Source organism: Pseudomonas sp. TH04 (assembly GCF_016651355.1).
In the GTDB taxonomy this organism is placed as follows: Bacteria; Pseudomonadota; Gammaproteobacteria; order Pseudomonadales; family Pseudomonadaceae; genus Aquipseudomonas; species Aquipseudomonas fluorescens.
Genome location: NZ_JAEKEA010000001.1, coordinates 4,345,044 through 4,368,134, shown reverse-complemented (window position 1 = coordinate 4,368,134; position 23,091 = coordinate 4,345,044). Strand labels below are relative to the sequence as shown.

At 59.0% G+C, this 23,091-nt stretch carries 22 protein-coding genes; 5 read left to right on the top strand and 17 right to left on the bottom strand.

Annotation, left to right across the window (positions count from 1 at the left end; translation table 11 throughout):
- Positions 1-88 precede the first annotated feature (88 nt).
- The 8 genes from JFT85_RS19650 to JFT85_RS19615 all read right to left on the bottom strand — a co-directional run bounded on the left by JFT85_RS19650 (position 89) and on the right by JFT85_RS19615 (position 8,117).
- Complete coding sequence (locus tag JFT85_RS19650; RefSeq protein ID WP_053258175.1) at positions 89-1,090, bottom strand: septal ring lytic transglycosylase RlpA family protein; 1,002 nt, start codon at positions 1,088-1,090, stop codon at positions 89-91.
- Complete coding sequence (mltB, locus tag JFT85_RS19645) at positions 1,090-2,100, bottom strand: lytic murein transglycosylase B (RefSeq protein ID WP_053258176.1); 1,011 nt, start codon at positions 2,098-2,100, stop codon at positions 1,090-1,092. Before mltB ends, JFT85_RS19650 begins: the two co-directional genes overlap by 1 nt.
- Positions 2,101-2,117: 17 nt before the next feature.
- Entirely contained in the window at positions 2,118-3,221 is a 1,104-nt protein-coding gene (gene rodA, locus JFT85_RS19640) for a rod shape-determining protein RodA (RefSeq protein WP_053258284.1), read from the bottom strand.
- Between the two features lie 31 nt (positions 3,222-3,252).
- On the bottom strand, positions 3,253-5,151 hold the full coding sequence (mrdA, locus tag JFT85_RS19635) for a penicillin-binding protein 2 (protein ID WP_053258177.1): 1,899 nt from the start codon (positions 5,149-5,151) through the stop codon (positions 3,253-3,255).
- A gap of 15 nt (positions 5,152-5,166) precedes the next feature.
- Complete coding sequence (gene rlmH / locus JFT85_RS19630; protein ID WP_003176297.1) at positions 5,167-5,634, bottom strand: 23S rRNA (pseudouridine(1915)-N(3))-methyltransferase RlmH; 468 nt, start codon at positions 5,632-5,634, stop codon at positions 5,167-5,169.
- Positions 5,635-5,643: 9 nt separating this feature from the next.
- A complete protein-coding gene (rsfS, locus tag JFT85_RS19625; protein WP_053258178.1) occupies positions 5,644-6,138 on the bottom strand; it encodes a ribosome silencing factor in 495 nt (164 codons plus the stop codon).
- Positions 6,139-6,207: 69 nt separating this feature from the next.
- Positions 6,208-6,852: a nicotinate-nucleotide adenylyltransferase gene (gene nadD / locus JFT85_RS19620; protein WP_053258179.1), complete on the bottom strand. Its 645-nt coding sequence runs from the start codon at positions 6,850-6,852 to the stop codon at positions 6,208-6,210.
- Positions 6,852-8,117 carry a glutamate-5-semialdehyde dehydrogenase gene (locus JFT85_RS19615; protein WP_053258180.1) on the bottom strand — a complete coding sequence of 422 codons (1,266 nt, stop codon included), beginning with the start codon at positions 8,115-8,117 and terminating at the stop codon, positions 6,852-6,854. Before JFT85_RS19615 ends, nadD begins: the two co-directional genes overlap by 1 nt.
- Before the next feature lie 175 nt (positions 8,118-8,292).
- Here JFT85_RS19615 and JFT85_RS19610 point away from each other — a divergent pair, with 175 nt between their 5' ends.
- Entirely contained in the window at positions 8,293-8,976 is a 684-nt protein-coding gene (locus tag JFT85_RS19610) for a DNA-3-methyladenine glycosylase (protein ID WP_053258181.1), read from the top strand.
- A gap of 79 nt (positions 8,977-9,055) precedes the next feature.
- Complete coding sequence (locus JFT85_RS19605; RefSeq protein ID WP_053258182.1) at positions 9,056-10,372, top strand: bifunctional DedA family/phosphatase PAP2 family protein; 1,317 nt, start codon at positions 9,056-9,058, stop codon at positions 10,370-10,372.
- Here JFT85_RS19605 and JFT85_RS19600 read toward each other — a convergent pair.
- From JFT85_RS19600 to JFT85_RS19590, 3 genes are read right to left on the bottom strand one after another with little or no spacing between them, the layout of a single operon-like run.
- Positions 10,366-10,959: an LON peptidase substrate-binding domain-containing protein gene (locus tag JFT85_RS19600; RefSeq protein ID WP_053258183.1), complete on the bottom strand. Its 594-nt coding sequence runs from the start codon at positions 10,957-10,959 to the stop codon at positions 10,366-10,368. The genes JFT85_RS19605 and JFT85_RS19600 overlap by 7 nt on opposite strands.
- A gap of 21 nt (positions 10,960-10,980) precedes the next feature.
- A complete protein-coding gene (locus tag JFT85_RS19595; RefSeq protein ID WP_201230308.1) occupies positions 10,981-11,697 on the bottom strand; it encodes an LrgB family protein in 717 nt (238 codons plus the stop codon).
- Positions 11,694-12,047, bottom strand: coding sequence for a CidA/LrgA family protein (locus tag JFT85_RS19590; RefSeq protein ID WP_053258185.1), 354 nt, complete (start codon positions 12,045-12,047; stop codon positions 11,694-11,696). Before JFT85_RS19590 ends, JFT85_RS19595 begins: the two co-directional genes overlap by 4 nt.
- A 158-nt stretch (positions 12,048-12,205) precedes the next feature.
- On the opposite strand from JFT85_RS19590, the gene JFT85_RS19585 reads away from it, so the two are divergent.
- The 3 genes from JFT85_RS19585 (at position 12,206) to JFT85_RS19575 (ending at position 15,156) form a co-directional block, all read left to right on the top strand.
- Entirely contained in the window at positions 12,206-12,661 is a 456-nt protein-coding gene (locus tag JFT85_RS19585) for a MaoC family dehydratase (RefSeq protein WP_201230306.1), read from the top strand.
- A gap of 105 nt (positions 12,662-12,766) precedes the next feature.
- Complete coding sequence (locus JFT85_RS19580; protein ID WP_053258187.1) at positions 12,767-14,485, top strand: C13 family peptidase; 1,719 nt, start codon at positions 12,767-12,769, stop codon at positions 14,483-14,485.
- 29 nt (positions 14,486-14,514) lie between these two features.
- Positions 14,515-15,156, top strand: a complete 642-nt coding sequence (locus JFT85_RS19575; RefSeq protein ID WP_053258188.1) for an oxidoreductase — start codon at positions 14,515-14,517, stop codon at positions 15,154-15,156.
- A 132-nt stretch (positions 15,157-15,288) separates the two neighbouring features.
- Here the strand turns inward: JFT85_RS19575 and JFT85_RS19570 are convergent, their stop codons facing one another.
- From JFT85_RS19570 to JFT85_RS19545, 6 genes are all read right to left on the bottom strand, one after another.
- Positions 15,289-15,573: a YceK/YidQ family lipoprotein gene (locus JFT85_RS19570; protein ID WP_069551223.1), complete on the bottom strand. Its 285-nt coding sequence runs from the start codon at positions 15,571-15,573 to the stop codon at positions 15,289-15,291.
- Positions 15,566-16,195 (bottom strand): flavin prenyltransferase UbiX, encoded by a 630-nt coding sequence (ubiX, locus tag JFT85_RS19565; RefSeq protein WP_053258190.1) that lies wholly within the window; start codon positions 16,193-16,195, stop codon positions 15,566-15,568. The genes JFT85_RS19570 and ubiX overlap by 8 nt, the downstream gene beginning before the upstream one ends.
- Positions 16,192-17,541 carry a UDP-N-acetylmuramate:L-alanyl-gamma-D-glutamyl-meso-diaminopimelate ligase gene (mpl, locus tag JFT85_RS19560; RefSeq protein ID WP_053258191.1) on the bottom strand — a complete coding sequence of 450 codons (1,350 nt, stop codon included), beginning with the start codon at positions 17,539-17,541 and terminating at the stop codon, positions 16,192-16,194. Before mpl ends, ubiX begins: the two co-directional genes overlap by 4 nt.
- A 113-nt stretch (positions 17,542-17,654) precedes the next feature.
- Positions 17,655-17,900, bottom strand: a complete 246-nt coding sequence (locus JFT85_RS19555) for a hypothetical protein (RefSeq protein ID WP_186353901.1) — start codon at positions 17,898-17,900, stop codon at positions 17,655-17,657.
- A 588-nt stretch (positions 17,901-18,488) separates the two neighbouring features.
- Entirely contained in the window at positions 18,489-19,439 is a 951-nt protein-coding gene (locus JFT85_RS19550) for a hypothetical protein (protein WP_053258193.1), read from the bottom strand.
- A 278-nt stretch (positions 19,440-19,717) separates the two neighbouring features.
- Positions 19,718-22,918, bottom strand: a complete 3,201-nt coding sequence (locus JFT85_RS19545; RefSeq protein WP_201230304.1) for a hypothetical protein — start codon at positions 22,916-22,918, stop codon at positions 19,718-19,720.
- Between the last annotated feature and the right edge of the window lie 173 nt (positions 22,919-23,091).

The window sequence follows — 23,091 nt, the reverse complement described above, 5'->3', positions numbered from 1 at the left end:
GCTCACCCCTTGCCCCTGGGTTTTTATTGTTCAACGAGCCAACAACCAGGGCTCAGGCCCGCGTACGCGCCAGAGCCATCAATCTTTGTTATTCAGCGGTGACCACGCTGGGTTGCCCCAGGTTGGCCAGGCGTACGCTGTTCTGAACCTGCGCCACTTCGCTTGGCGAGCCAATCGGCCCCATGCGCACACGGTGCAGGGTCTGCTGGTTACGCACGATGGAGCTGATAAAAACCGGCGCATTGACCATGCCGCTGAGCTTGGACCTTAACAGTTCTGCCGCGTCCGGGTTGGCGAAAGCGCCCACTTGCAGGTACTGACCGCCCACGGTAGAGGCCCCCGGTGCCGCGCGCGGCACGACAACGGTGTCCGGCGCGTGCTGTGCCGGAGGCGGTGTCCACTGTTCGATCTTGCCGGCGGATGCGGTCACTTGCGGTTGCGGAGTTTGCGGTTCATTAAGCATCAACGGTGCCGGTTTGCCACGCTGGGCCCAATACTGCGCCGGGTCGATGCCCTCGACTTTCACCCGCGCGGTGCCGATTTCGGCATAACCGAGTTTCTTGGCCGCGGCGTAGGACAAGTCGATGATCCGGTCCGAATAGAACGGGCCACGGTCGTTGACCCGCAGGATCACCGAGCGGTTGTTGTCCAGGTTGGTGACGCGTACGTAACTGGGCAGCGGCAAGGTCTTGTGGGCCGCGCTCATGCCGTACAGGTCATACACTTCGCCGTTGGCGGTGTTCTGGCCGTGGAACTTGGTGCCATACCAGGACGCTGTGCCCGACTGGACATAGGTCTTGGAATCCTGCAGCGGAAAGTAGTTCTTGCCCAGCACGGTATAGGGGTTGGCCTTGTACGGCCCGGTGTGCAGGGTTGGCGTGGCATCCGGGATTTTCGAAACGTCGACATCCCACCAGGGCGCGCCGTCTTTGTGCGCGCGGTTGATGTCCAACCCCGGCTGGGCACGGACAATAGCGCCGCCCTTCTTCGCAGGCGCGCGACTGGTGGTGGATGAGCAACTGACGACCAGCAGGGACAACGCGGCGAACGCCACCAGCTTGAGCGGTTTATTGAACGGCGATACCCGCATTACTTGTTGCCCCGTGCTTGGACCAGCATGTCTGACAGCTGATGCACGGCCATGGCGTACATCACACTGCGGTTATAACGCGTGATTGCGTAAAAATTCTTCAGGCCCATCCAGTATTCCGGGCCGTTTTCACCTTCGAGGCGGAACGCCGTCACCGGCATATCATCGCGTGGCGCATTCTGACTCGACCAGCCCAGCGCTCGCAACTCCCCGACGGTCTTGACCGGCTCGATTCCCTGGGTCAGGCCTTCGTCGGCGCGATCACCGGTAACCTCGGCACGCACCACTACCGGCTCGCCAGACACCCAACCGTGGCGCTTGAAGTAGCTGGCCACGCTGCCAATGGCGTCGTCGGGGTTGCTCCAGATGTTGATGTGGCCGTCGCCGTCGAAATCCACCGCATAAGCACGAAAGCTGCTCGGCATGAACTGCGGCAAGCCCATCGCACCGGCGTAGGAGCCTTTGAGGGTCAGCGGATCAACCTGCTCTTCGCGGGCCAGCAGCAGGAACTCGCGCAGCTCCTTGCGGAAGAACTCGGCGCGCGGCGGGTAATCGAAGCCCAGGGTCGACAAGGCGTCGATCACCCGATAGCTGCCGGTGTTGCGCCCGTAAAAGGTTTCAATGCCGATGATCGCGACGATCACCTGAGCCGGCACGCCGTACTCCTGCTCGGCGCGCGCCAGCACGGCCTCGTGCTGGCGCCAGAAATCCACACCACGGGCCACACGGGCGTCGGTGAGGAACATCGGGCGATAGTCTTTCCACTGTTTTACACGCTCGGCGGGACGCGAGATCGCGTCGAGGATCGCCTGCTTGCGCTGGGCTTCGCGGAACACGCCCATCAGCTGTTCACCGGCGAAACCGTAGTCGCGGGTCATTTCACCGACAAATTCGGCGACCTGGGGTGAGCCATCGTAGTCACCGGCCTGCACCTCTTGCGTCGCGCCCAGCAGCCCAATCAGGCCCATCCAGGACGCATGCCGAGTCGCCCAGCCGCGCATTACTTGCATTGACATCTTCACCTTATTCAAACCTGCGCGATCCACTTGCGATGCGTGTGAATCGACATCAAAACCCCAAACGCTGACAGCAATGTCACCAGCGAAGTTCCGCCGTAGCTAATGAACGGCAACGGCACCCCAACCACCGGCAACAGGCCACTGACCATACCGATGTTGACGAAAACGTAAACAAAAAAAGTCATGGTCAGGCTGCCGGCAAGTAATTTACCGAACAGCGTCTGCGCTTGCGCGGTAATCACCAGCCCGCGACCAATCAACAGCAAATAAATCAGCAACAGCGCGCAAATGCCCACCAGGCCGAACTCTTCGCCCATTACCGCGATGATGAAGTCGGTGTGGCTCTCGGGCAAAAAGTCGAGGTGCGACTGAGTGCCCAGTAACCAGCCCTTACCAAATACACCGCCAGAGCCGATCGCGGCCTTGGACTGGATGATGTTCCAGCCGGTGCCGAGCGGGTCGCTCTCCGGGTCGAGGAACGTCAAGATCCGCTGCTTCTGGTAGTCGTGCATAAAGAAGAACCACATGGCCACGGCCACCGGGATGGCCGCAGCCAGCACGCTGAGGATCCAGCGCCAGCGCAAACCGCCCATAAACAGCACGAACGCACCGCCCGCGAGGATCAGCAGCGAGGTGCCGAGGTCCGGCTGGCGCACGATCAGAATGAATGGCACGCCGATCAGGATCAGGCTGATCCCGACGTGCTTGAGCTGTGGCGGCAAGGTGCGTTTGGACAGGTACCAGGCGATGGTCGCCGGCATCAGGATCTTCATGAATTCCGACGGCTGGAAGCGAATCACCCCTGGAATGTTGATCCAGCGCGTCGCGCCCATGGCGTTGTGGCCCATCACGTCCACCACCACCAGCAGCAATACGCCGGCGACATAACCGAGTGGCACCCAGCGCGCCATGAAACGCGGCTCCAACTGGGCAATCACCACCATCGACAACAGACCCAGGCCGAACGATGAGGCCTGCTTGATCAACAGGTCCCAGTTCTTGCCGCTGGCCGAATAAAGGACGAACAGGCTGCCGGCGGCAAGGGTCAGCAGCAGGATCAGCAACGGGCCATCAATGTGCAAACGCTGCAGCAACGTCGCACGCCGACGCATCACATCTTCGCTGGAGAGGATGCGGTCAAAATTACTCTTCACGGGCCGTAACCTCGGTGCTTGAAGGGGGGCCGCCATACTCGGGTTTGAGCCTGCCGTCGTCGGCCAACAGCCAGGCATCCATCACTTGACGCACCACGGGCGCTGCGACGCCGGAGCCGGACTCGCCGTTTTCAACCATCACCGCCACCACGATTTTCGGGTCGTCGGCCGGGGCAAACCCGACAAACAAGGCGTGGTCACGGTGGCGCTCTTGAACCTTGGAACGGTCATATTTCTCGCCCTGCTTGATCGCGACCACCTGGGCGGTACCGCTCTTGCCGGCAATCCGATACTGCGCGCCGACCGCTGCCTTGCGCGCGGTACCACGGGCGCCGTGCATCACTTGCTGCATGCCGTGGTTGACCTTGGTCCAGTCGGACGGGTCGCGCAGCACGATGTCAGCAATCGGGTTCTCATCCACAGGTTTCTCGCCCTCGATGGTCTTGGCCAGGTGCGGGCGGTTCCAGATGCCCTTGTTGGCCACCAGCGCCGTGGCCTGAGCCAGCTGCAGCGGCGTCGCCTGCATATAACCCTGGCCAATCCCGAGAATCAGGGTTTCACCCGGGAACCACGCCTGTCGACGGGTCGCGCGCTTCCACTCCCGCGACGGCATCAGGCCGGGGGATTCTTCGAACATGTCCAGGGAGACTTTCTGACCCAGGCCGAACTTGCCCATATAGGCAGATAGCCGGTCGATCCCCAGCTTGTGGGCCAGGTCATAAAAATAGGTGTCGTTGGAGCGCATGATCGCGGTATCCAGGTCGACATAGCCGTCACCGGTGCGGTTCCAGTTACGGTATTTGTGATCGTAGTTGGGCAGCATGTAGTAGCCCGGATCGTACACGCGGCTCGATGCGGTCACGACGCCCGAATCCAGGCCGGCAATCGCCACCGCCGGCTTGATCGTCGAGCCTGGCGGATAGAGCCCGCGCAGTACGCGGTTGAACAGCGGTCGATCAACCGAATCACGCAGTTCGGCGTAGGCCTTGAAGCTGATTCCGGTCACAAACAGGTTAGGGTCGAAACTCGGCTGACTGACCATCGCCAGCACTTCGCCGGTCTTCGGGTCCAGCGCCACCACGGCGCCACGCCGACCGCCGAGCGCCATTTCGGCCGCTTCCTGCAGCTTGATGTCCAGGCTCAGCACAATGTCCTTGCCCGGCACCGGGTCGGTGCGCTTGAGCACCCGCAGCACGCGGCCTCGGGCGTTGGTCTCGACTTCCTCGTAACCCACCTGGCCATGCAGCTCGGGCTCGTAGAAACGCTCGATACCGGTTTTGCCAATGTGGTGGGTGCCGCTGTAATTCACCGGATCGAGGCTTTTCAGCTCTTTCTCGTTGATTCGGCCCATGTAGCCGACCGAATGGGCAAAATGCGCCCCTTGCGGATAATGCCGCACCAACTGCGCCACCACTTCCACACCGGGCAGCCGGAACTGGTTCACCGCGATCCGTGCGATCTGCTCTTCAGTCAGCTCAAACAGGATCGGCACCGGCTCGAAGGGCCGGCGCCCCTGCTTCATGCGTTTTTCGAAGATCACCCGGTCTTCCGGCGTCAGTTGCAGCACTTCGACGATGACATCGAGGATCTGCTGCCAGTCGCCGGAACGCTCACGGGTCATGCTCAGGCTGAAGCTGGGCCGGTTATCCGCGACCACCACGCCATTGCGGTCGAAAATCAGCCCACGGGTCGGCGGAATCGGCTGCACATGCACCCGATTGTTCTCCGACAGCGTGGAGTGATAGTCGTACTGGATCACCTGCAGGAAATACAGGCGCGCAATCAGCACCGCAATCAGACCCACCACCAAAAACGCGCCGAAAATGACCCGCGAGCGCACCAGACGTGCGTCTTTCTCGTGGTCCTTGATGCGGATCGGCTGGGTCATCGGGAGGGGCGCAGATTATTTGTGGTAAGGGTGCCCGGACAGAACTGTCCAGGCGCGATACAGCTGTTCACCGATCAGAATCCTTACCAACGGGTGCGGCAGCGTAAGTGCCGACAGCGACCAGCGCTGGTCCGCCCGTGCACAGACCTCCGGCGCCAGCCCTTCGGGACCGCCGACCATGAAGTTGACGGTGCGCGAATCCAGGCGCCAGCGGTCCAGTTCCACCGCCAACTGCTCGGTGCTCCAGGGCTTACCGTGCACCTCAAGGGTGACGATGCGCTCGTTGGGGCCGACCTTGGCCAACATGGCTTCGCCTTCCTGACGGATAAAGCGCGCCACGTCGGCATTCTTGCCCCGGGTGTTGAGCGGTATTTCCACCAGTTCCAGCGACAGCTCAGCGGGCAGACGCTTGGCATACTCATGCCAGCCTTCTTCCACCCACTTGGGCATGCGTGAACCGACAGCGATCAGACGCAGGCGCACAGCCGTTCCTTATTCCTGGTCTTTGTTGAGCTTGTCGAAGTGCGCGTGGCCCACTTCCGGGCTGTGGTGCTTGCCATCAGCGGCACGGCTCTGCTCGGCGCCTTTCCACAGACGCTCCAGGTCGTAGAACTGACGGGCGTTGGAAGTCATCATGTGAACGATCACGTCGTCCATGTCCAGCAGTACCCAGTCGCTGTCGCCCTTGCCTTCTTCACCCAGCGGCTTCACGCCTTGGGCTTTGACGGCTTCGCGAACCTTGTCCAGCATCGCGCCGATCTGGCGGTTGGAGGTACCGGTGGCGATGATCATGAAGTCGGTGATGCTCTGCTTGTCGCGCACGTCCAGAATCTGGATGTCCTGGGCCTTAACATCTTCCAGGGCAGCCACGGCGACTTTTACCAGCTCTTCGCCAGCCAGCTCAGGGCCGGTGTGCGCTTCAACTGGCAGCGGGGCGCTTTTGAACGTGCCTTTGCGCTTAACTTTGCTTACGTCTTTGTTCGTCATATAAAACTCGTTTTGCTCGTATGTTCGGGCGCTCGCTGCACGATTGTTCGTGCGTTCAAGCGCGCCTTTTCAGTTCGACGCACGGTAAAGTCCGTGCGCATCGATGTAGGCCAGGACCGCGTCAGGCACCAGGAAACGTACCGACTTCCCGCTGGCCAGCAGTTGACGGATCTGGGTGGCGGACACCGCAAGCGGGGTCTGCCAGACGAATGCAATATTCCCGTTCGGCCCGGTCAGGGCCAAGGGGTCACTTACCGACCGCGCGGCCAGCAGGTTGCGCAAGGCATCCGGCGGTTCGCTGTCGGCATCCGGGCGTTGCAAAACCAGGATGTGGCAATGCTGGAGGAGTTCCTCCCAGCGATGCCAAGAGGGCAGGCCGCAAAATGCGTCCCAGCCCAAAAGCAGAAACAACTGGTCATCCGCGGCCAACTCGGCACGCATCAGTTCCAGGGTATCGACAGTGTAGGACGGTTTATCGCGTTTGAGCTCGCGGTCGTCCACCACCAGCGGCGCAATCCCGTCTACGGCGAGGCGCACCATTTCCAGGCGCTGCTGCGCAGACACCTGCGGCGTATCGCGATGCGGCGGCCGTGCATTGGGTGCCAGGCGCAGCTCATCCAGCGCGAGGGCATCCGCGACTTCCAGGGCACTGCGCAAATGGCCGATGTGCACGGGGTCGAAGGTACCGCCGAGCAGCCCGATGCGTTTAGCCATCAAGTGCGCACATGACCGTCGCCGAACACCACGTACTTCTCGCTGGTCAGGCCTTCCAGGCCAACCGGGCCGCGTGCGTGGAGCTTGTCGGTGGAGATGCCGATCTCCGCCCCCAGGCCATACTCGAAGCCGTCGGCAAACCGCGTCGAGGCGTTGACCATCACCGAAGCGGAATCCACTTCGTTGAGGAAACGCCGGGCGTCGCTGAAATGCTCGGAAACAATAGCGTCGGTGTGCTTGGAGCCGTACGTGTTGATGTGTTCGATGGCCTGGTCCAGATCGTCGACGATCTTGATCGACAGGATCGGCGCCGTGTACTCGGTGTACCAGTCTTCTTCGGTCGCCTCGATCACGTCCGCACCGAGCAGCGCCCGGGTACGCTCACAACCGCGCAATTCCACACCCTTGTCCCGGTAGATGGCAGCCAGCGGCGGCAGCACGCGATCGGCAATGCCGACGTGCACCAGCAGGGTTTCCATGGTGTTGCAGGGGGCATAGCGGTGGGTCTTGGCGTTGTCGGCGATGCGGATCGCCTTGTCGATATCGGCGGCGACGTCGATGAACACGTGGCACACGCCGTCGAGGTGCTTGATCACCGGCACTTTGGCATCACGGCTGACGCGCTCAATCAGGCCCTTGCCACCGCGTGGCACGATCACGTCGACAAATTCCGGCATGGTGATCAGCGCGCCTACGGCGGCGCGATCGGTGGTTTCCACCACCTGCACCACTTCGGCCGGCAACTCGGCCACGGCCAGGCCCTGCTGAATGCACGCGGCAATGGCGCGGTTGGAATTGATCGCCTCGGAACCGCCACGCAAGATGGTCGCGTTGCCCGACTTGAGGCACAGGCTCGCAGCGTCGATGGTCACATTCGGGCGCGACTCATAAATAATGCCGATCACGCCCAGGGGCACGCGCATTTTGCCCACCTGAATGCCGGATGGCAGGTAGCGCATATCGCGGATTTCACCGATGGGGTCAGGCAGCTTGGCCACCTGACGCAGGCCTTCGATCATGTCGTCGATACGCGCCGGCGTCAGCGCCAGGCGGTCCAGCAGGGCTGGCTCGAGGCCATTGGCGCGGCCATTGGCCAGGTCCCGTTCGTTAGCGACCGCCAACTCGGAGCGCGAAGCATCCAGAGCATCGGCGGCGGCCAACAGGGCGCGGTTCTTCTGCGCAGTGCTCGCACGGGCGATCAACCGCGAGGCCTGCCGGGCAGCGCGACCCAGGCGGGTCATGTAGTCAAGAACGGACTCAGTCATGGTCAGGGAGTCTTGGCAAAGAGGAAAGCGGCAGATTATAGCTGTGACGCCGCCTGACTGACAGCGGTGAGGGGCGGATGGTCGAAATGAACTGTAAAAACCTGGGGTTCAGCCGTAATTAAGGCGGGAGTTGTTATTATTCCGTCACATTTAGCCGTATTAACCCCAGACAGCCATGCCCAGTTTTGCTCCGCAGCCCACCGCCAGCGCCCTGCCCGACCGTTTCTTCGACCGTGACGCGCAAGTTCTTGCGCGAGAACTACTCGGAAAAGTCATACGTCATCGCGTCGGCGATATCTGGCTTTGCGCGCGAATTATTGAAACCGAAGCCTATTACGTGGCCGAAAAAGGCAGCCATGCATCGCTTGGCTACACAGAAAAGCGTAAGGCTTTGTTTCTGGATGGCGGTCACATCTACATGTACTACGCCCGTGGTGGTGATTCGCTGAACTTCAGCGCTCACGGCCCCGGCAATGCGGTGCTGATCAAATCGGCTTATCCGTGGGTCGATGAGGTGTCCGGCCCGGCCAGCCTGGCGCAGATGCTGCTCAACAACCCGGACGCCAATGGCCATCCGCGCCCATCGCAAAAGCTCTGCGCCGGCCAAACGCTGCTGTGCAAAGCCCTGGGCCTGAAAGTGCCGGTGTGGGATGCCAAGCGCTTCGATCAGGAACGGCTGTTTGTTGAAGACGTAGGCCAAACCCCGACACAGATCATCCAGACCACCCGCCTGGGCATCCCCAGCGGGCGCGATGAACACCTGATGTACCGCTTCGTCGATGCTGGCTATGCGCCTTATTGCACCCGGAACCCACTGCGCCGGGGCCAGGTCGAAGGTCGTGATTATTTTTTGATTTGAATTGAATTGAACAGTGAGACCGGCCGCGCAACGGGGCCACTGACTCAGGTTATGTCTTGCATAAATGGAGTGACGTTTTATGGGCCAATGGCTCGATAGCATTACCGGCTGGCTCACACTGAACCCCGAATGGCTGGCGGTGGCGGTATTTATCGTCGCGTGCGTTGAATGCCTGGCCATCGCCGGTCTGATCGTGCCAGGCACCGTCTTGCTGTTTGCCATTGCGGCCCTGGCCGGCAGCGGCGCGCTGTCGCTGAGTGAAACCTTGCTGCTGGGCTTTCTCGGCGGTTTGCTTGGCGACGGGGTTTCCTACTACCTGGGCCGACACTTCCATCAGAACATCCGGCGTTTGCCCGGTTTACGCCACCACCCGGAATGGATGAACGGCGCCGAAACCTACTTCCACAAATACGGCATCGCCAGCCTGCTGGTCGGGCGTTTCATCGGCCCGCTGCGCCCCATGCTGCCGATGGTGGCGGGCATGTGCGATATGCCGTTCCCACGGTTTGCCGCCGTCAGCGTGCTGGCCGCCGCCGGTTGGTCGGTGGCCTACCTGCTGCCAGGCTGGGCCACCGGCGCCGCGTTCCGCCTGCCGCTGCCGGAAGGTTTCTGGCTGGAAGCCGGGATTGTGGCCGGGTGTATCGCGGTGTTGCTGGGTTTGAGCTTGAACAGCAGCCTGCGCGGCCATCGTCGCGCCACTGTGTGGGTCGGTGGCGCCAGCCTGACCTTGTTGATCGCCCTGTTTATCGGTTATCCCCACCTCAACCACTTCGACCAGGGCCTCAGTGCGCTGGTGCAGGAGCACCGCAGCCCGTGGCTGGACGAGGTGATGGTGCGGATTACCCAACTGGGTGAGTTCAGGAAGATGTTTATCGCCAGCGCGATTTTCACTGGCCTGTTGCTGGTGGCGCGGCAATGGCGGCATGCCGTGTTCGTCGGCGCCACCTTGGCGGGGGCGGCGGTGATCAACACCGGCACCAAACTGTTTTTTGCCCGTGGTCGACCGGAAATCCTCACGGACCCACTGACCAGCTTCAGCATGCCCAGCGGCCACGCCTCCGGCGCCTTTGCGTTTTTCCTGGCGCTGGCGGTGCTGGCCGGTCGCGGCCAACCCACGCGGTTGCGCCTGACCTGGATGCTGCTGGGCTGTATTCCGGCCGCCTTCATTGCGCTGTCGCGGGTTTACCTGGGCGCGCATTGGCCGACGGACATCCTCGCTGGCACGCTGCTGGCGATGACGGTGTGCGCGTTCAGCCTGGCCGTCATCCAGTATCGCAGCCCGCTGCCGGCGATGCCGCAGAAAACCTGGTGGCTGCTGCTTCCGGTGCTGCTGGCAGTGCTGAGCTTTATCGCCCTCACCGGCACCCCGCACGCCTTGTTGCGCTACGCCTATTGAGTGAACAGTTCGCCCTGCAATTCGTCGAGCAACATCTGGATCGCATCCAGCCGTTGCTGCGGATCATCGAGTTGCAGCAGGTCGATCTTGTCGGCCTCGGTGAACGGCAGCAGGTACGCGAGCTGATTGCCCAGGGCTTGCTGGCCGTCGGCGTGGGTGCCCATGTCCAGCGAGGCGACCATCGGATGCTCGGCCAGGGCCTGAAGCAACGCCAACAGGTCGGCATCCTCTTCTTCCAAAGGCTGGTCTGGCACTTCTTCGAGCCATTGCACCTCGGCCACCAGCAACTGGTCCTTCTGCACCCCCGCGTCACGCACACGAAACCGGCGCCCGCCTTCGACGCGAATCCCCAGCAGGCCATTATCCTGTTGTTTGAAATCGCGGATCAGCGCTTCACAGCCGATCAGTGCATAGCCGTCCGGGGCCACGCCCACTTCCCTGCCGTCGAGGATGCACACCACGCCAAAGCTTTCGCCCTTTTTCATGCAGCGGCTGATCATGTCCAGGTAGCGCGCCTCGAACAGTTGCAAATCGAGGGTGCAGCCTGGGAACAGCACGGTATTGAGCGGGAACAGCGCCAGACTCATAAAGGTTTCCTTAAACCCGGTTTAAACGATCACGGACACAGCAAGCGGCAGAAAAACCGCCGTGGCCACACCCATCAGACTCATGGCCAGCGCCGCAAAGGCGCCGCACTCTTCGCTTTCCTGCAAGGCCACCGACGTGCCGACGGCGTGGGCGGTCATGCCCAGGGCCATGCCGCGCGCCTCAGGGCTGTGCACGCCCAACCGTGACAGGTACGCCGGGCCGATCATCGCGCCGATCACGCCGGTAATCAGCACGAACACGGCGGCCAGCGCGGCCACGCCGCCGATCTGCTCGGCCACCAGCATGGCTATCGGTGAGGTGACCGACTTGGGCGCCATGGTCATCAGCATCCGATGTTCGGCGCCAACCCCCCAGCCCAGCAAGACGCACAAACCGGTGGCCAACACACCGCCTATCACCAGCGTAGTAAAAATCGGCCAGAACAATTGGCGAATCCTGCGCAGGTTCAAAAAGAGCGGCACCGCCAGGGCCACGGTTGCAGGACCGAGCAGGATGCCCATGATCTCGGTGCTCTTGCGGTACTCGGCGTAAGTCAGGCCGCAGGAGAGCAAGACGCCGATGACCAGCAGCATGGACACCAGGACCGGTTGCAGGAAGATCCAGCGGGTTTTCTCGAACGCCGCCAGCACCAGTTGATAGGCGCCAAGGGTGATACCGATGCCGAACAGCGGGTGATGAATCACTGCCGTCCATGCGCCGTGCCAGTCGACGGTCATTGATCCTCCTCCTTGCGCTTGACCATGGACTGCATGAGTACGCCGACAACGCCCATGGCAATCACCAGCGACAACACCAGTGCGCCGATGATGGCCCAGAAGTCTGCGGCAATGTCCTTGGCATACACCATCACGCCCACCGCCGGCGGCACCAGCAGCAACGGCAAATAACGCAACAGACTGCTGGCGGCCAGGCTCAAGGGTTCGCCGACTTCACCGCGCCAGATCAGAAACCCCAGCATCAACAGCAAGCCGATGATCGGCCCCGGCAGCACCGGCAACAGCAAATGATTGATGGCGGTGCCCATCAATTGAAACAGCACCAGCCATGTCAGGCCACGTAACAGCATGCGTTCTCTCCCCCTCGACGCTCGCCCGCATTATAAGCACGCCCGCTCTATGCGCCGGCATTCGCCAAAAGCATGGTGGGTTGACCGGGCTGGTTGCCCATGATGATCTAAGATGGAATTCGCACATCTAAAAAAACGATGAACCAAGGAGAGTCGCAATGCCCTATGTACCTGTAGCGCAACTCAAAGATTATGTCGGCAAGGAACTGGGACGTTCCGAATGGCTCACCATCGACCAGGCGCGTATCAACCTGTTCGCAGAGGCCACTGGCGATCATCAGTTCATCCACGTCGACCCGGTCAAGGCGGCCAAGACGCCATTCGGCAGCACCATCGCACATGGTTTCCTGTCGCTGTCGTTGATGCCCAAGCTCATGGAAGACATCCTGATCATGCCCGAAGACCTGAAGATGGCCGTCAACTATGGCCTGGACAGCGTGCGTTTCATCCAGCCCGTGAAGGTTGAATCCAAGGTCCGCCTGAACGTCACGCTCACCGACGTCAACGAGAAAAAACCTGGCCAATGGCTATTTAAGGCCACCGCCACGCTGGAAATCGAAGGCCAGGAAAAACCTGCTTACATCGCTGAGTCGCTGTCACTCTGCTTCGTGTAAGGCCTTGCCTGTGGTGAGGGGATAAACCTTGCCACAGTGTATGTAAATTTATGTATGAAACTCGCAGCTGCGGCATACTCGGCGCTCAATTATCCGGATCCCGCTATGCGCCCACTCGCTCCCCTTGCCCTTGCCCTGTTGCTCACCGCTTGCGGAGACGGCGAATCGCTGTTGCCGCCCGATGCGCGCCTGCCCGACGGCGGCCGCTACCGTGGCGATGTGGTCAATGGCTTACTGCAAGGCCAGGGTCGCGTGGACTACCCCAACGGCAGTTGGTACGCCGGCCAGTTCGACAAAGGCCAGTGGCATGGCCAGGGCGAATGGCATGGCAGCAACGGCGAGGTCTATAAAGGCCAGTTCCAGCAAGGCCTGTTCGACGGCCAGGGCAGCCTGACCACGGCGGGCAGCAGCTACGTCGGCGGTTTCAAGAACGGTCGACGCAACGGCGAAGGCACCCTCAAAGAGGGGCAAATGACCTACCGCGGCGAATTCAAGGACGATCAGTACTCCGGCCTCGGCCGCCTGGAACTGCCCGACGGCAGCCAGTACCAGGGCCAGTTCGCCCACGGCAAACCGAATGGCGAAGGCCAGCGCAACGACGACAGTGGCAACCAGTTCAGCGGCCACTTTGTCGACGGCCAGCTCGAAGGCAACGGCACCTTCAACAGCGCCGACGGCGATATCTATGTCGGCCAGTTCAAACAGAACCAGCTCAATGGCAAAGGCCGTTATGAAAACGCCGACGGCGACGTGTGGATCGGTCAGTTCAAGGAAGGCGCACTCAGTGGCAAAGGCGAGCTGATCGGCGTTGATGGCAGCCACTATGTCGGCCAGTTCAGTGAATGGCGCTTCTCCGGTCAAGGCCGCCTGAACCTCACGGATGGCAGCTTCTACATCGGCGGCTTCGACAGCGACAGCTATCAAGGCACCGGCACCCTCGTCCTCACCGACGGCACCGTGCAGGCCGGCACCTGGGTCAATGGCATGCGCGTGCGCGATGCCGACGGCAAGCTACTGCCCGACCCGCTGGAAATCGGCGTACTGGCCCAAGGCCGCCTGCTCGATGCCGCCCTCGCTGCCGTGCCACCCTCAACGGGCGCCGTCGAGTTGTACACCCTCGCGCTGGCCGGTGATGGCAAGCAAAGCGTGTTCCTGCGTGAGGCCGATTACGTCAGCAACCTGCTCGCCACCCGCTTCGGGGCGCGCGGGCAGATTCGCCTGGTCAACCACCGCGACCACATCGCCGACCGCCCCCTGGCCACCCGCGAAAGCCTGCGCCGCGCCGTGCAAACCCTCGCCGAACGCACCGGGCCGCAAGACCTGGTGTTTATCTACATGACCAGCCACGGCACCCACGAACATGAATTGGTGCTGGACCAACCGCGCATGGAACTGGCCGACCTGCCTGCCGATGAACTGGCCGCCGTGCTCGCGCCGCTGAAAAACCGCGACAAGATCATCGTGATTTCCGCCTGCTACTCGGGCGGTTTTATCCCGGCACTGAAGGACGAGCGCACGCTGATCATGACCGCCTCCCGCGCCGACCGCGTGTCGTTCGGTTGCTCAGAAGAGGCAGACTTCACCTACTTCGGCGATGCCCTTTTCGCACAAGCCTTCAACCAGACCGATGACTTGCAACAAGCCTTCAAACTGGCGCAACTGCATGTCGCCGAACGCGAACAGGCGGACAACTTCGAAGCCTCCGAACCGCAGATCTGGGCGCCCAAAGGCGTGATCGCCCATTGGCAACTATTACGTAAACAGCAGGCACGAAAGGCGCTCGAAAGCGTCTCAATGAATAGCAAGGAAGCCAAAGGCAACTAAGCTGTAACGTGTAACAAGGGGGAAACACCATGTACCTGACACCTCAGCATATTTTGCTTGCCGGCGCCTCCGGCCTGACTGGCGAGCACCTGCTGGACCGCCTGCTCAACGAGCCGACGGTGACCCGCGTACTGGCGCCGAGTCGCAAACCACTGGCCGAACACCCACGCCTGGAAAATCCCGTGGGTGACCCGGCAGTGTTCCTGCCGCAATTGAGCGGCCAGGTGGATATCGCCTTCTGCTGCCTGGGTACAACCATCAAGCAGGCGGGTTCCGAGGCCGCCTTCAAAGCTGTCGACCTGGACATGGTAGTGGCCTTCGCCAAGCGCGCACGGGAATTGGGCGCACGGCACCTGATCGTCATCAGCGCGATTGGCGCCGACCCGAAATCCTCAATCTTCTACAACCGGGTCAAAGGCGAGATGGAACAGGCGTTGAGGGCTCAGGACTGGCCGCAACTGACCATCGTGCGGCCTTCTTTGCTGCTGGGGGAGCGTCTGGAATCGCGCCTGGCCGAGAAGATTGCCGGGCCGTTGTCGCGGTTGATTCCGGGCAAATACCACGGTATCGAAGTTTGCGAACTGGCCCGCGCCATGTGGCGCCTGGCGCTGGAAGAGCAAGATGGCGTGCGGGTGGTGGAGTCGGATGAGTTGCGCAAGCTCGGCAAGTAATACGCTCTAAAAATGTGGGAGCGGGCTTGCTCGCGAATGTGGTGTTTCAGTCGATGCTTAAGCTGACTGACACGCCGCATTCGCGAGCAAGCCCGCTCCCACAATAGATTCAGGTCGCTTATAAGTCTGGGGTTAAAGCCCGCCGGTGGCATTAAACCCCACGCCCAACACCGTCAATAATGACAACGGCAACAACAAGGTATCGAGCACCGCACTGGCCGGCAGATCCACATGCGGATAGCTCGGCGCCTCAGCGCCAAAGCGGTCTTTGGCACAACAGCCGCCGTTGATCGCATACAAATCCAGCCGCGTGCCGGCATACACCACCGGCGCCCCAGGTTGCGCCGCATCCAGCGTGCGCGCCGTGGCGCAGCCCGTCAGCTGCAACGCCAACACCACCAGCAGCGCCTTATTCATCACTGCTCAAATGGTGCTCGCCCCAACGCGGCAGCATGTCCTGGGGAATGTTCAGCAGGTTGAGGACCCGTGCGACGACGAAGTCCACCAGGTCATCGATGGTTTGCGGCTGGTGATAGAAACCCGGCGAGGCCGGCAAGATGGTCACGCCCATGTTCGACAACTTGAGCATGTGCTCCAGGTGGATACTCGAATACGGCGCCTCGCGCGGCACCAGGATCAACTGGCGGCGCTCCTTCAGGGTCACGTCCGCCGCCCGCTCGATCAGGTTGTTGCAGGCGCCCGTGGCAATCGCCGACAAGGTGCCGGTGGAGCACGGCACCACCACCATCGCCGCCGGCGCACCGGAGCCGGAGGCCACTGGCGACATCCAGTCCTCTTTGCCGTAAACCTTGATCTGCCCCGCCGCCGCCCCGGTGTACTCGGTGAGGAAGGCTTGCATCATCTGCACCTTGGCCGGCAGTTGCACATCCGTCTCGGTGGCCAGTACCAGTTGCGCGGCCTTGGAAATCAGAAAGTGCACTTCGCGATCTTCACGTACCAGACAGTCCAGCAGGCGCAGGCCATAAGGCGCACCGGATGCGCCCGTCATCGCCAGGGTAATGCGTTCCGGGCCACTCATTTGAGCGCCTCGGCCAGCTTGCCGTGCAGGCCGCCGAAGCCGCCGTTGCTCATGACCACCACATGGGTGCCGGGCTTGGCCTGGTGTTTGACGTGTTCGATGATCGACTCAATGGAGTCACACACGATCGAAGGCACTGTGCACAGCGCCGCAATCGCCGGCAGGTCCCAGCCGAGGTTGGCCGGGGCGTACCAGACCACTTGGTCGGCGTCGTTGACGCTTTCCGGCAAACCATCGCGGTGCGCGCCGAGCTTCATGGAATTGGAGCGCGGCTCGATAATGGCAATGATATTGGCATCACCGACTCGCTTGCGCAGGCCATCCAGCGTGGTGGCAATGGCCGTCGGGTGGTGGGCAAAGTCGTCGTAGATGGTGATCCCATTCACGTCGGCGACTTTTTCCATGCGGCGCTTCACGCTCTTGAACGCGCTCAATGCCGCGATGCCCATGGCAGGCACCACGCCCACATGCCTGGCGGCTGCCAGGGTGACCAAAGCGTTGGCGACATTGTGCTGGCCGGTCATGCCCCAGTCGACGATGCCTTGGGCCTGACCTTCGAACAGCACTTCAAAACGCGAGCCGTCTTCACTGAGCAAGTTAACCTGCCATTGCCCACCCACACCGGTGGTTTGCACCGGCGTCCAGCAGCCCATGTCGATCACGCGCTGCAAGGCCGGTTCGGTGGTCGGGTGGATCACCAGGCCTTCGCTTGGGATGGTGCGCACCAAATGGTGAAACTGGCGCTCGATGGCGGCCAGATCGGGGAAAATGTCTGCGTGATCGAACTCGAGGTTGTTGAGGATCGCGGTGCGCGGGCGGTAGTGGACGAATTTGGAGCGTTTGTCGAAGAAGGCGCTGTCGTACTCATCGGCCTCAATCACAAAAAACGGCGTATCGCCCAGGCGCGCCGACACCGAGAAGTTTTGCGGCACCCCACCAATCAAAAAGCCCGGGCTCATGCCCGCGTGTTCCAACACCCAGGCCAGCATGCTGCTGGTGGTGGTCTTGCCATGGGTGCCCGCCACCGCCAGTACCCAACGGCCTTGCAGCACATGGTCGGCCAGCCACTGCGGGCCGGACACATACGGCAAACCTTTGTTGAGTACATATTCGACCGCCGGGTTGCCACGGGACATGGCGTTGCCGATCACCACCAGGTCCGGCACCGGGTCGAATTGCGCGGGGTCGTAACCTTGGGTCAGTTCAATACCCTGGGCCTGCAGCTGGGTGCTCATGGGCGGGTAGACGTTGGCGTCGGAACCCGTGACGTGATGGCCCAGCTCTTTGGCCAGAACCGCCATCGAACCCATGAATGTGCCGCAAATACCTAGAATATGAATGTGCATAGTTGACCTCGTAAACATCGAGGCAGGTTAGCGCAGGGAGTAGGAAATCGCACCTTTTAAACGGTTGCAGCGCGAGCGAAATGCGCCAGGCACCTCGCTCGATGGCGCCTTGTTCACGCGGTGGCAGAGGCCCCGGTTTCGCGCTGGCTGGCTTTTATCGCAGCCAGCAAGCGCAGGTTTTCATAAGACTCGACCATGCGTTCGAATTTCCTTTCAATCAGGCCAAGGCGCCCTTTTGCATCGGCAGGGATTTGTTCGCCGGGTTTATGCGGCTTATAAACGATGCCGTTCTGCCGAGCGGCTTTCTTTAGATGTTGCTCTGAAACCCCGAGCATTTTTTTCCAGCGCACCTGAATCAACAGCGCGAATTGCGAAAAATTTTTATAAGGTCAACCAAGTTTAAGGCTTACTTGATAAGCGCCAACCTTCAAAGGCAATCATTCGAACAGTCCAAATTGGCGAGCTATTTTAATTCCCTATACCCTGAGCGCAGACCCACTGACCAGAAAGCCAACCAGACAGTGTTTGACATTGAAGAGCGGCTTCCCCGGCACTCAAACATTAATTGGCCCACACCACCCAATAAGTCCCAGAACAACTAAGCCACGAGACAATTATGTCGATTAATATAACTAACAACTGCATACAGCCTACCCCAATGGCTATCTGGGTGATCGTGGTTTGCTGCGGCGTCACGGCACGCTGGTGGATGCGACGATCAGTTGCTGCACGGCGAGGAAACTTACGCGTGCGGGGATGCGCAGGTACGGGCCAAGGATGGGTACAGGCGAGGTGTGCATGTGATGCGGGCTGATCGCCTTGAGACAGCGTGACCAGAGGTTATTGTATGAAAACAGCGTCAGCAGTTGCCCCTGTTACGTGAGCAACTGCTTAAGCAGTGGATCCGTCGAAACAACCCACTACAACGTGTACAACGCTGGGATTAACTATTGCTTGGCGGTGATAGCTTTCATCAGCTCGGTGATGTATGCCATTCTGGATTCCATGCCAATAGCCCGGCTCTTGATATCATCTTCCTGCGCACCGGGTTTCGGGGCCTCAACTTTAATCTTCAGCTTTTCCGCTTCTTTAGCAAATTCTACTTCGAGGAAGTCAAGTATTTCATCAAGATAGTCCATCCGCTCTTCATTTGTCTTTGCCAACCATTCAATACTTGGGGTGACACCATATTCTGTACGAAGGCTACCCAACGTATTGGCTAATAGGAATACACCCCTTTGAGATTCATCAACCAACCGCGACTCCATAACATGTTGCTCTGTGGCCGGTTTTTGCGCTGGATTGATTTTGGGCTTGAGAAATTCAAGAAGGACGTTGGCGGCAAATGTCCCGGCAACTGTTAAGGGTACTGTGATCGCTGCCGTAATTGCGGCGACCTTGACAATATTTCGCCTTTCAAGCGGGAGTGCTCGATCCGCCTTCGCAGCTTTAGCATTCACGACCGCCTGGGCGCTTTCTTCCAGCTTACTCTGTGAAAAAGGCTCCACCTCCTTTCCGTCTACTCGACCTGCCGTCGGCTGAGCAAATAGCTTATCCCGGGAGCCAGCATCTTTTTGAGCTTGCCACTTCTTCCTGTTGGCTTCTCTGTATTGAGCCACTTCCGGAGTAACTGGGGCCTCTGTATCAGGGGCATTCCCAGTCTGGCGATGACCCGTGGCTTGACCCGGCCCGTCGAAGCCCACCTTTTTATCAACAAAACCCTGATCAAAATCGTTATTGCTACCGTCTGCCGGCTTGGACCCTCCCGGGCCTTCTACCTTAGGTGCTTCACCTACCTTTATAGAACTAGGCGTTTCGGTTCTGGTGAATCCACCACTGAAAAACTCCCCAATCTTTGAGAATACTACCGGCCTTGCGGCTGCATTTGAAAACATCATAATGATCTACCTAATGATTGATTTGCATTAGAAAGCCATCCATTTCTTCCACTTACTGTGTAACAGACAGGCCGCAGCAGTTCCAAGCTACAAAACAAATAGTTTAGCCCTATGACAAATACGCAACAATCTTGGAGAATACTTTCCAGGCGCGCAGGTACACTTCAACAGCCAGCCTGAAACTCATCAGCCAGCTAAATCGCTCATCGATGCGCATCGCTTATAAAGCACTCACACTAATGCGGTGAGCGCTCGTCAATCCACCCGCCTGAACATCATTACGTTTTATTCGACGGCGTCAGTGCGTTCAGCACACCAAATTGCGCTAACTGAGGACCAAAGGGTGTATTCATGAGGGAACTGTACGCATACCAAACCCCCTTATTTAAGACAGCGACGATTGGCCTACGCACACCATCTGATTCCACTTGATAGAAGCCCTTGACGATATCACCGTCCTTATAAGTCCGTGTTACTTCATAAGACCTATAGTTGCCTTTGAGTCGAGAAAGCACCTCATCGGCGTGTTTGTACACCTTCGTCATATCCTTACCGACAGCCACCACCCCCCGCTTAATATTCCTCGGCAGGTTAATAGCATCGGTAACGCCCGCCGAAGCGCCGAGACCAGCAAAAAAAGAGCGTTTGAGTACTTTACCTGCTGACTTGCCCAGTTTCATCGCCTTGCTCGCGGCACTTGCCCCGGGAAGAAAGAACCCCAAAATATCGAACCCGATATTAAACACTGCGCCCGCAACATTACCCTTTATCGCATCTTTAATACCGTCATAAAAAGGAATAAGCGAAAGCAAAAAATTATTGACAGCTTGAATACTTGCTGTATTTTTTTCAATCCTCGTTTGACCGGCATACAGTGCTTTCAAATACCCATAATCTTTTGTAAAAAACTTACCCACCACGGTAGCCAGCGAACCGTTTCGTCGAGAAAAATAAGGAACTCGTCCTTCACCGGTTACCTCAGGCAAATCACGGTCCTGATTGGTGGCATCAAATTTCGTAAAAACATCATATGTGCCGCGTACGCGGGCTCTGTACTTCGGGGCGAAATACTTGCTGTCGTCAAAATTTGACTGTTCTCCCGGATTACCCTTTTCCTTAACGATTTTTCCCAGGCCTGGGTAGTAACTATAGTACTCGACCTTGCCATCAGCTCCCTGCACTTTCATAAGTACACCTTGCCGCCCTTCCAACTCTTTGAGTTCATTAGGGGTCGGCGTTCGTGGTCGGCGCCCGGGGTACAGTCGGTGGTTGTTCGTTTCTTCTGTACCCAAAAAAGGGCGAGACACGCCCATGAACGTGACATCCGCTTGGTTTATACGCTCTTGTACGGCTATAGGCAGCAGAGAAACCTGGTACTTGAACTGGATAGCCCAGGCCGCCGCTTGAGTCTTTGTATAGTCTTCAAACGCTTCAGAAAATGTTTTATTGATGTCTGGACCAAGCTCGGAAAAGCGAGACTTAATCGTTTCCCAAGGTAGTTTCTCTTTATTTATCGGCTCCCACCAGTCCAGATTAAGAGGCTTCGTCATGAAGACATCAAGTGGCGAGACACGATACTTGTCATCCATTTTACTTCGTAATGTTATCTTCGTCGGGTCAACCCCCGGGAACACCCGCTGGAACTCAGCCAGCGCCAACGCCTCCCGAGTGGGCGCTGGCTTCATCAGCTCAGCGCGTGCCCACGCCAATTCCTTTTTCTGCTTTTTTAACACCGTTAATGATTGCTCAACGTCTTCGAACGTATAGTGACCCTGGGGTTTGTTTTTAATCACCTTATTAGCGAGGCCCCACGCAATAAGCGCATCGGTTGATGCGGCAGCTAACTCATCCCCACCGTCAAGAATACTAAGTTGCGCTTCCGCATAGTTCATGACTTGACTGAGCGTCATGTTCCCCGATGCGCCAGGCGCTTCTTGCTCTACCAGTGCAACGGCTATAGAAAAATCCACCCACGTATGAGTCCCATAAACAAGTTCAGGTGGAATGTTTTTTACCAGCAGTTCAGGGGCGACGGCTGACAGTAATAGTTGCGCAGCAAGAGGCGCCGCTTCAACACCCACCTTAGTTTCAAGGTAAGCGGTAAAACGCTTGACGATTTCAGCAGCGGTGGCACCTACATTTTCGCTTTTATAGAGGTTATAACCCGCCACGTTGAAACGTGACTTTCCTGGATTAGGGTCAAGCTCTTGCACAAGCGCCGCAGTCAAGGCCTCAGTTGCACCGGTCGGCGACGCTGCTAATTTGATTCTACCTTGTATGGTTTTGCCCAACGCCTGCGCCTCGGGCGACCGGATGAGTTGGTCAAAAGCAAATGAAGGGTTGTCCGCAATCACCTTCTTTGTAGACGTCGTAAGTGTGCTGATCAGGCCGCGTAACAAACTGCCTGCCCCACCCCCTGTCTGCGGATCAGGTGCCTGGCTTGCATGCTTCAACTTCCACTGATCCACCACCGCTTTCATCTTGCGTAGTTCAGTTCTGTTCAACAGCCCACCAATATGCCTGACGCCCCCAGCGTCAACCCCAGGCACCCTATGCGCAAGGTCAAAGGTCAGTGCGTTAGCCAGGCCATGCGCCTGCGTGCTGTCGACGGGTAGTTTATGCCCTTGCCTTTCGAGCAGTTGTGCAACACTTATCTCCCGGCGCTGTTCGGTAAGAAATAAACTTGAACGTCGGTCAATCGGGACCATAACGTTATTCAGATCGATCTTCCCTTCAGCATCGTCTACCTGGGACCTCAGTGCAGCGATAAGTGCATGACGGTTAGCGTCATCACCCTGCGCCTTGCCCTGCTCCGCTAATGCTTCTACCGATCGCTGCGCCGCATGCCCCACAGGTGCAAACTCAAACGCGGCGCCTTCTTTCAATTTCTTAATGTGCGAGGCAGCTTGCGAAGGGGAGAGGTCGATAGGCTCTCCGTAAAATCGCCCCACCGTGTAAAACGGCACCTTACCGTCCGGCCAGGGGTAATTGAACGCCTGCCCGGGCATTGGAGCGATGCCCCTGGCAATCGACAACAGCACACGAGAAACATCTGCCCAGCCCGAATCATCTTTTAGGGAAAACGTTTGCATCTTGCCATTTACAATGCCGGTCAACTCCCCGAGGAAGGGATCCAGTTTGAGGCTCCTGGTATCAAGCCCCTGTACTTTCGCCCACGATAAAAATCCAGGGCTTTTGAAAGCACTGTCCAATAGGGTGCGCCAACGCCCGAGTGTGGACTCAGGGGTAACTTGAACGTCAGGCGGCCCTATTGAGGTGTGATAGGAGCGCGTCGCTAATGCGATCGCATAGGGCTTCGCCAACTGAGCGTCAGCCATTGCACGCGTTTCGGGAGTGTCAGGCATTTGCGCGTGTGTGTTGCTGTGAACGACTGCACTATTGATGGCCGCCGCAGGAGGTTCGCCAACCACGCTGCCTGATAAGGTAGGCGTTACTCTAAAGTCTTGAAAATTTGTCATTTCCACACCCGCGTACGATTCAAATGAATAACTCTTCGTACGCTGAGTGGTGCAATGTCTTACAAATCATACAAAAAAAATTCGGGAAAATTTATCCAGATATTTCAGCTCTAAATAGTGCCCTTATCAGCGCCTAATAATCACGCTTCATACGTGCTGCGCTAACAACGTGC

Coding starts and splice junctions, on each gene's coding strand:
- JFT85_RS19650 (WP_053258175.1), bottom strand. CDS start 1,090: ATGCGGGTATCGCCGTTCAATAAACCGCTCAAGCTGGTGGCGTTCGCC.
- mltB (WP_053258176.1), bottom strand. CDS start 2,100: ATGCAAGTAATGCGCGGCTGGGCGACTCGGCATGCGTCCTGGATGGGC.
- rodA (WP_053258284.1), bottom strand. CDS start 3,221: ATGCGTCGGCGTGCGACGTTGCTGCAGCGTTTGCACATTGATGGCCCG.
- mrdA (WP_053258177.1), bottom strand. CDS start 5,151: ATGACCCAGCCGATCCGCATCAAGGACCACGAGAAAGACGCACGTCTG.
- rsfS (WP_053258178.1), bottom strand. CDS start 6,138: ATGACGAACAAAGACGTAAGCAAAGTTAAGCGCAAAGGCACGTTCAAA.
- nadD (WP_053258179.1), bottom strand. CDS start 6,852: ATGGCTAAACGCATCGGGCTGCTCGGCGGTACCTTCGACCCCGTGCAC.
- JFT85_RS19615 (WP_053258180.1), bottom strand. CDS start 8,117: ATGACTGAGTCCGTTCTTGACTACATGACCCGCCTGGGTCGCGCTGCC.
- JFT85_RS19610 (WP_053258181.1), top strand. CDS start 8,293: ATGCCCAGTTTTGCTCCGCAGCCCACCGCCAGCGCCCTGCCCGACCGT.
- JFT85_RS19605 (WP_053258182.1), top strand. CDS start 9,056: ATGGGCCAATGGCTCGATAGCATTACCGGCTGGCTCACACTGAACCCC.
- JFT85_RS19600 (WP_053258183.1), bottom strand. CDS start 10,959: ATGAGTCTGGCGCTGTTCCCGCTCAATACCGTGCTGTTCCCAGGCTGC.
- JFT85_RS19595 (WP_201230308.1), bottom strand. CDS start 11,697: ATGACCGTCGACTGGCACGGCGCATGGACGGCAGTGATTCATCACCCG.
- JFT85_RS19590 (WP_053258185.1), bottom strand. CDS start 12,047: ATGCTGTTACGTGGCCTGACATGGCTGGTGCTGTTTCAATTGATGGGC.
- JFT85_RS19585 (WP_201230306.1), top strand. CDS start 12,206: ATGCCCTATGTACCTGTAGCGCAACTCAAAGATTATGTCGGCAAGGAA.
- JFT85_RS19580 (WP_053258187.1), top strand. CDS start 12,767: ATGCGCCCACTCGCTCCCCTTGCCCTTGCCCTGTTGCTCACCGCTTGC.
- JFT85_RS19575 (WP_053258188.1), top strand. CDS start 14,515: ATGTACCTGACACCTCAGCATATTTTGCTTGCCGGCGCCTCCGGCCTG.
- JFT85_RS19570 (WP_069551223.1), bottom strand. CDS start 15,573: ATGAATAAGGCGCTGCTGGTGGTGTTGGCGTTGCAGCTGACGGGCTGC.
- ubiX (WP_053258190.1), bottom strand. CDS start 16,195: ATGAGTGGCCCGGAACGCATTACCCTGGCGATGACGGGCGCATCCGGT.
- mpl (WP_053258191.1), bottom strand. CDS start 17,541: ATGCACATTCATATTCTAGGTATTTGCGGCACATTCATGGGTTCGATG.
- JFT85_RS19550 (WP_053258193.1), bottom strand. CDS start 19,439: ATGATGTTTTCAAATGCAGCCGCAAGGCCGGTAGTATTCTCAAAGATT.
- JFT85_RS19545 (WP_201230304.1), bottom strand. CDS start 22,918: ATGACAAATTTTCAAGACTTTAGAGTAACGCCTACCTTATCAGGCAGC.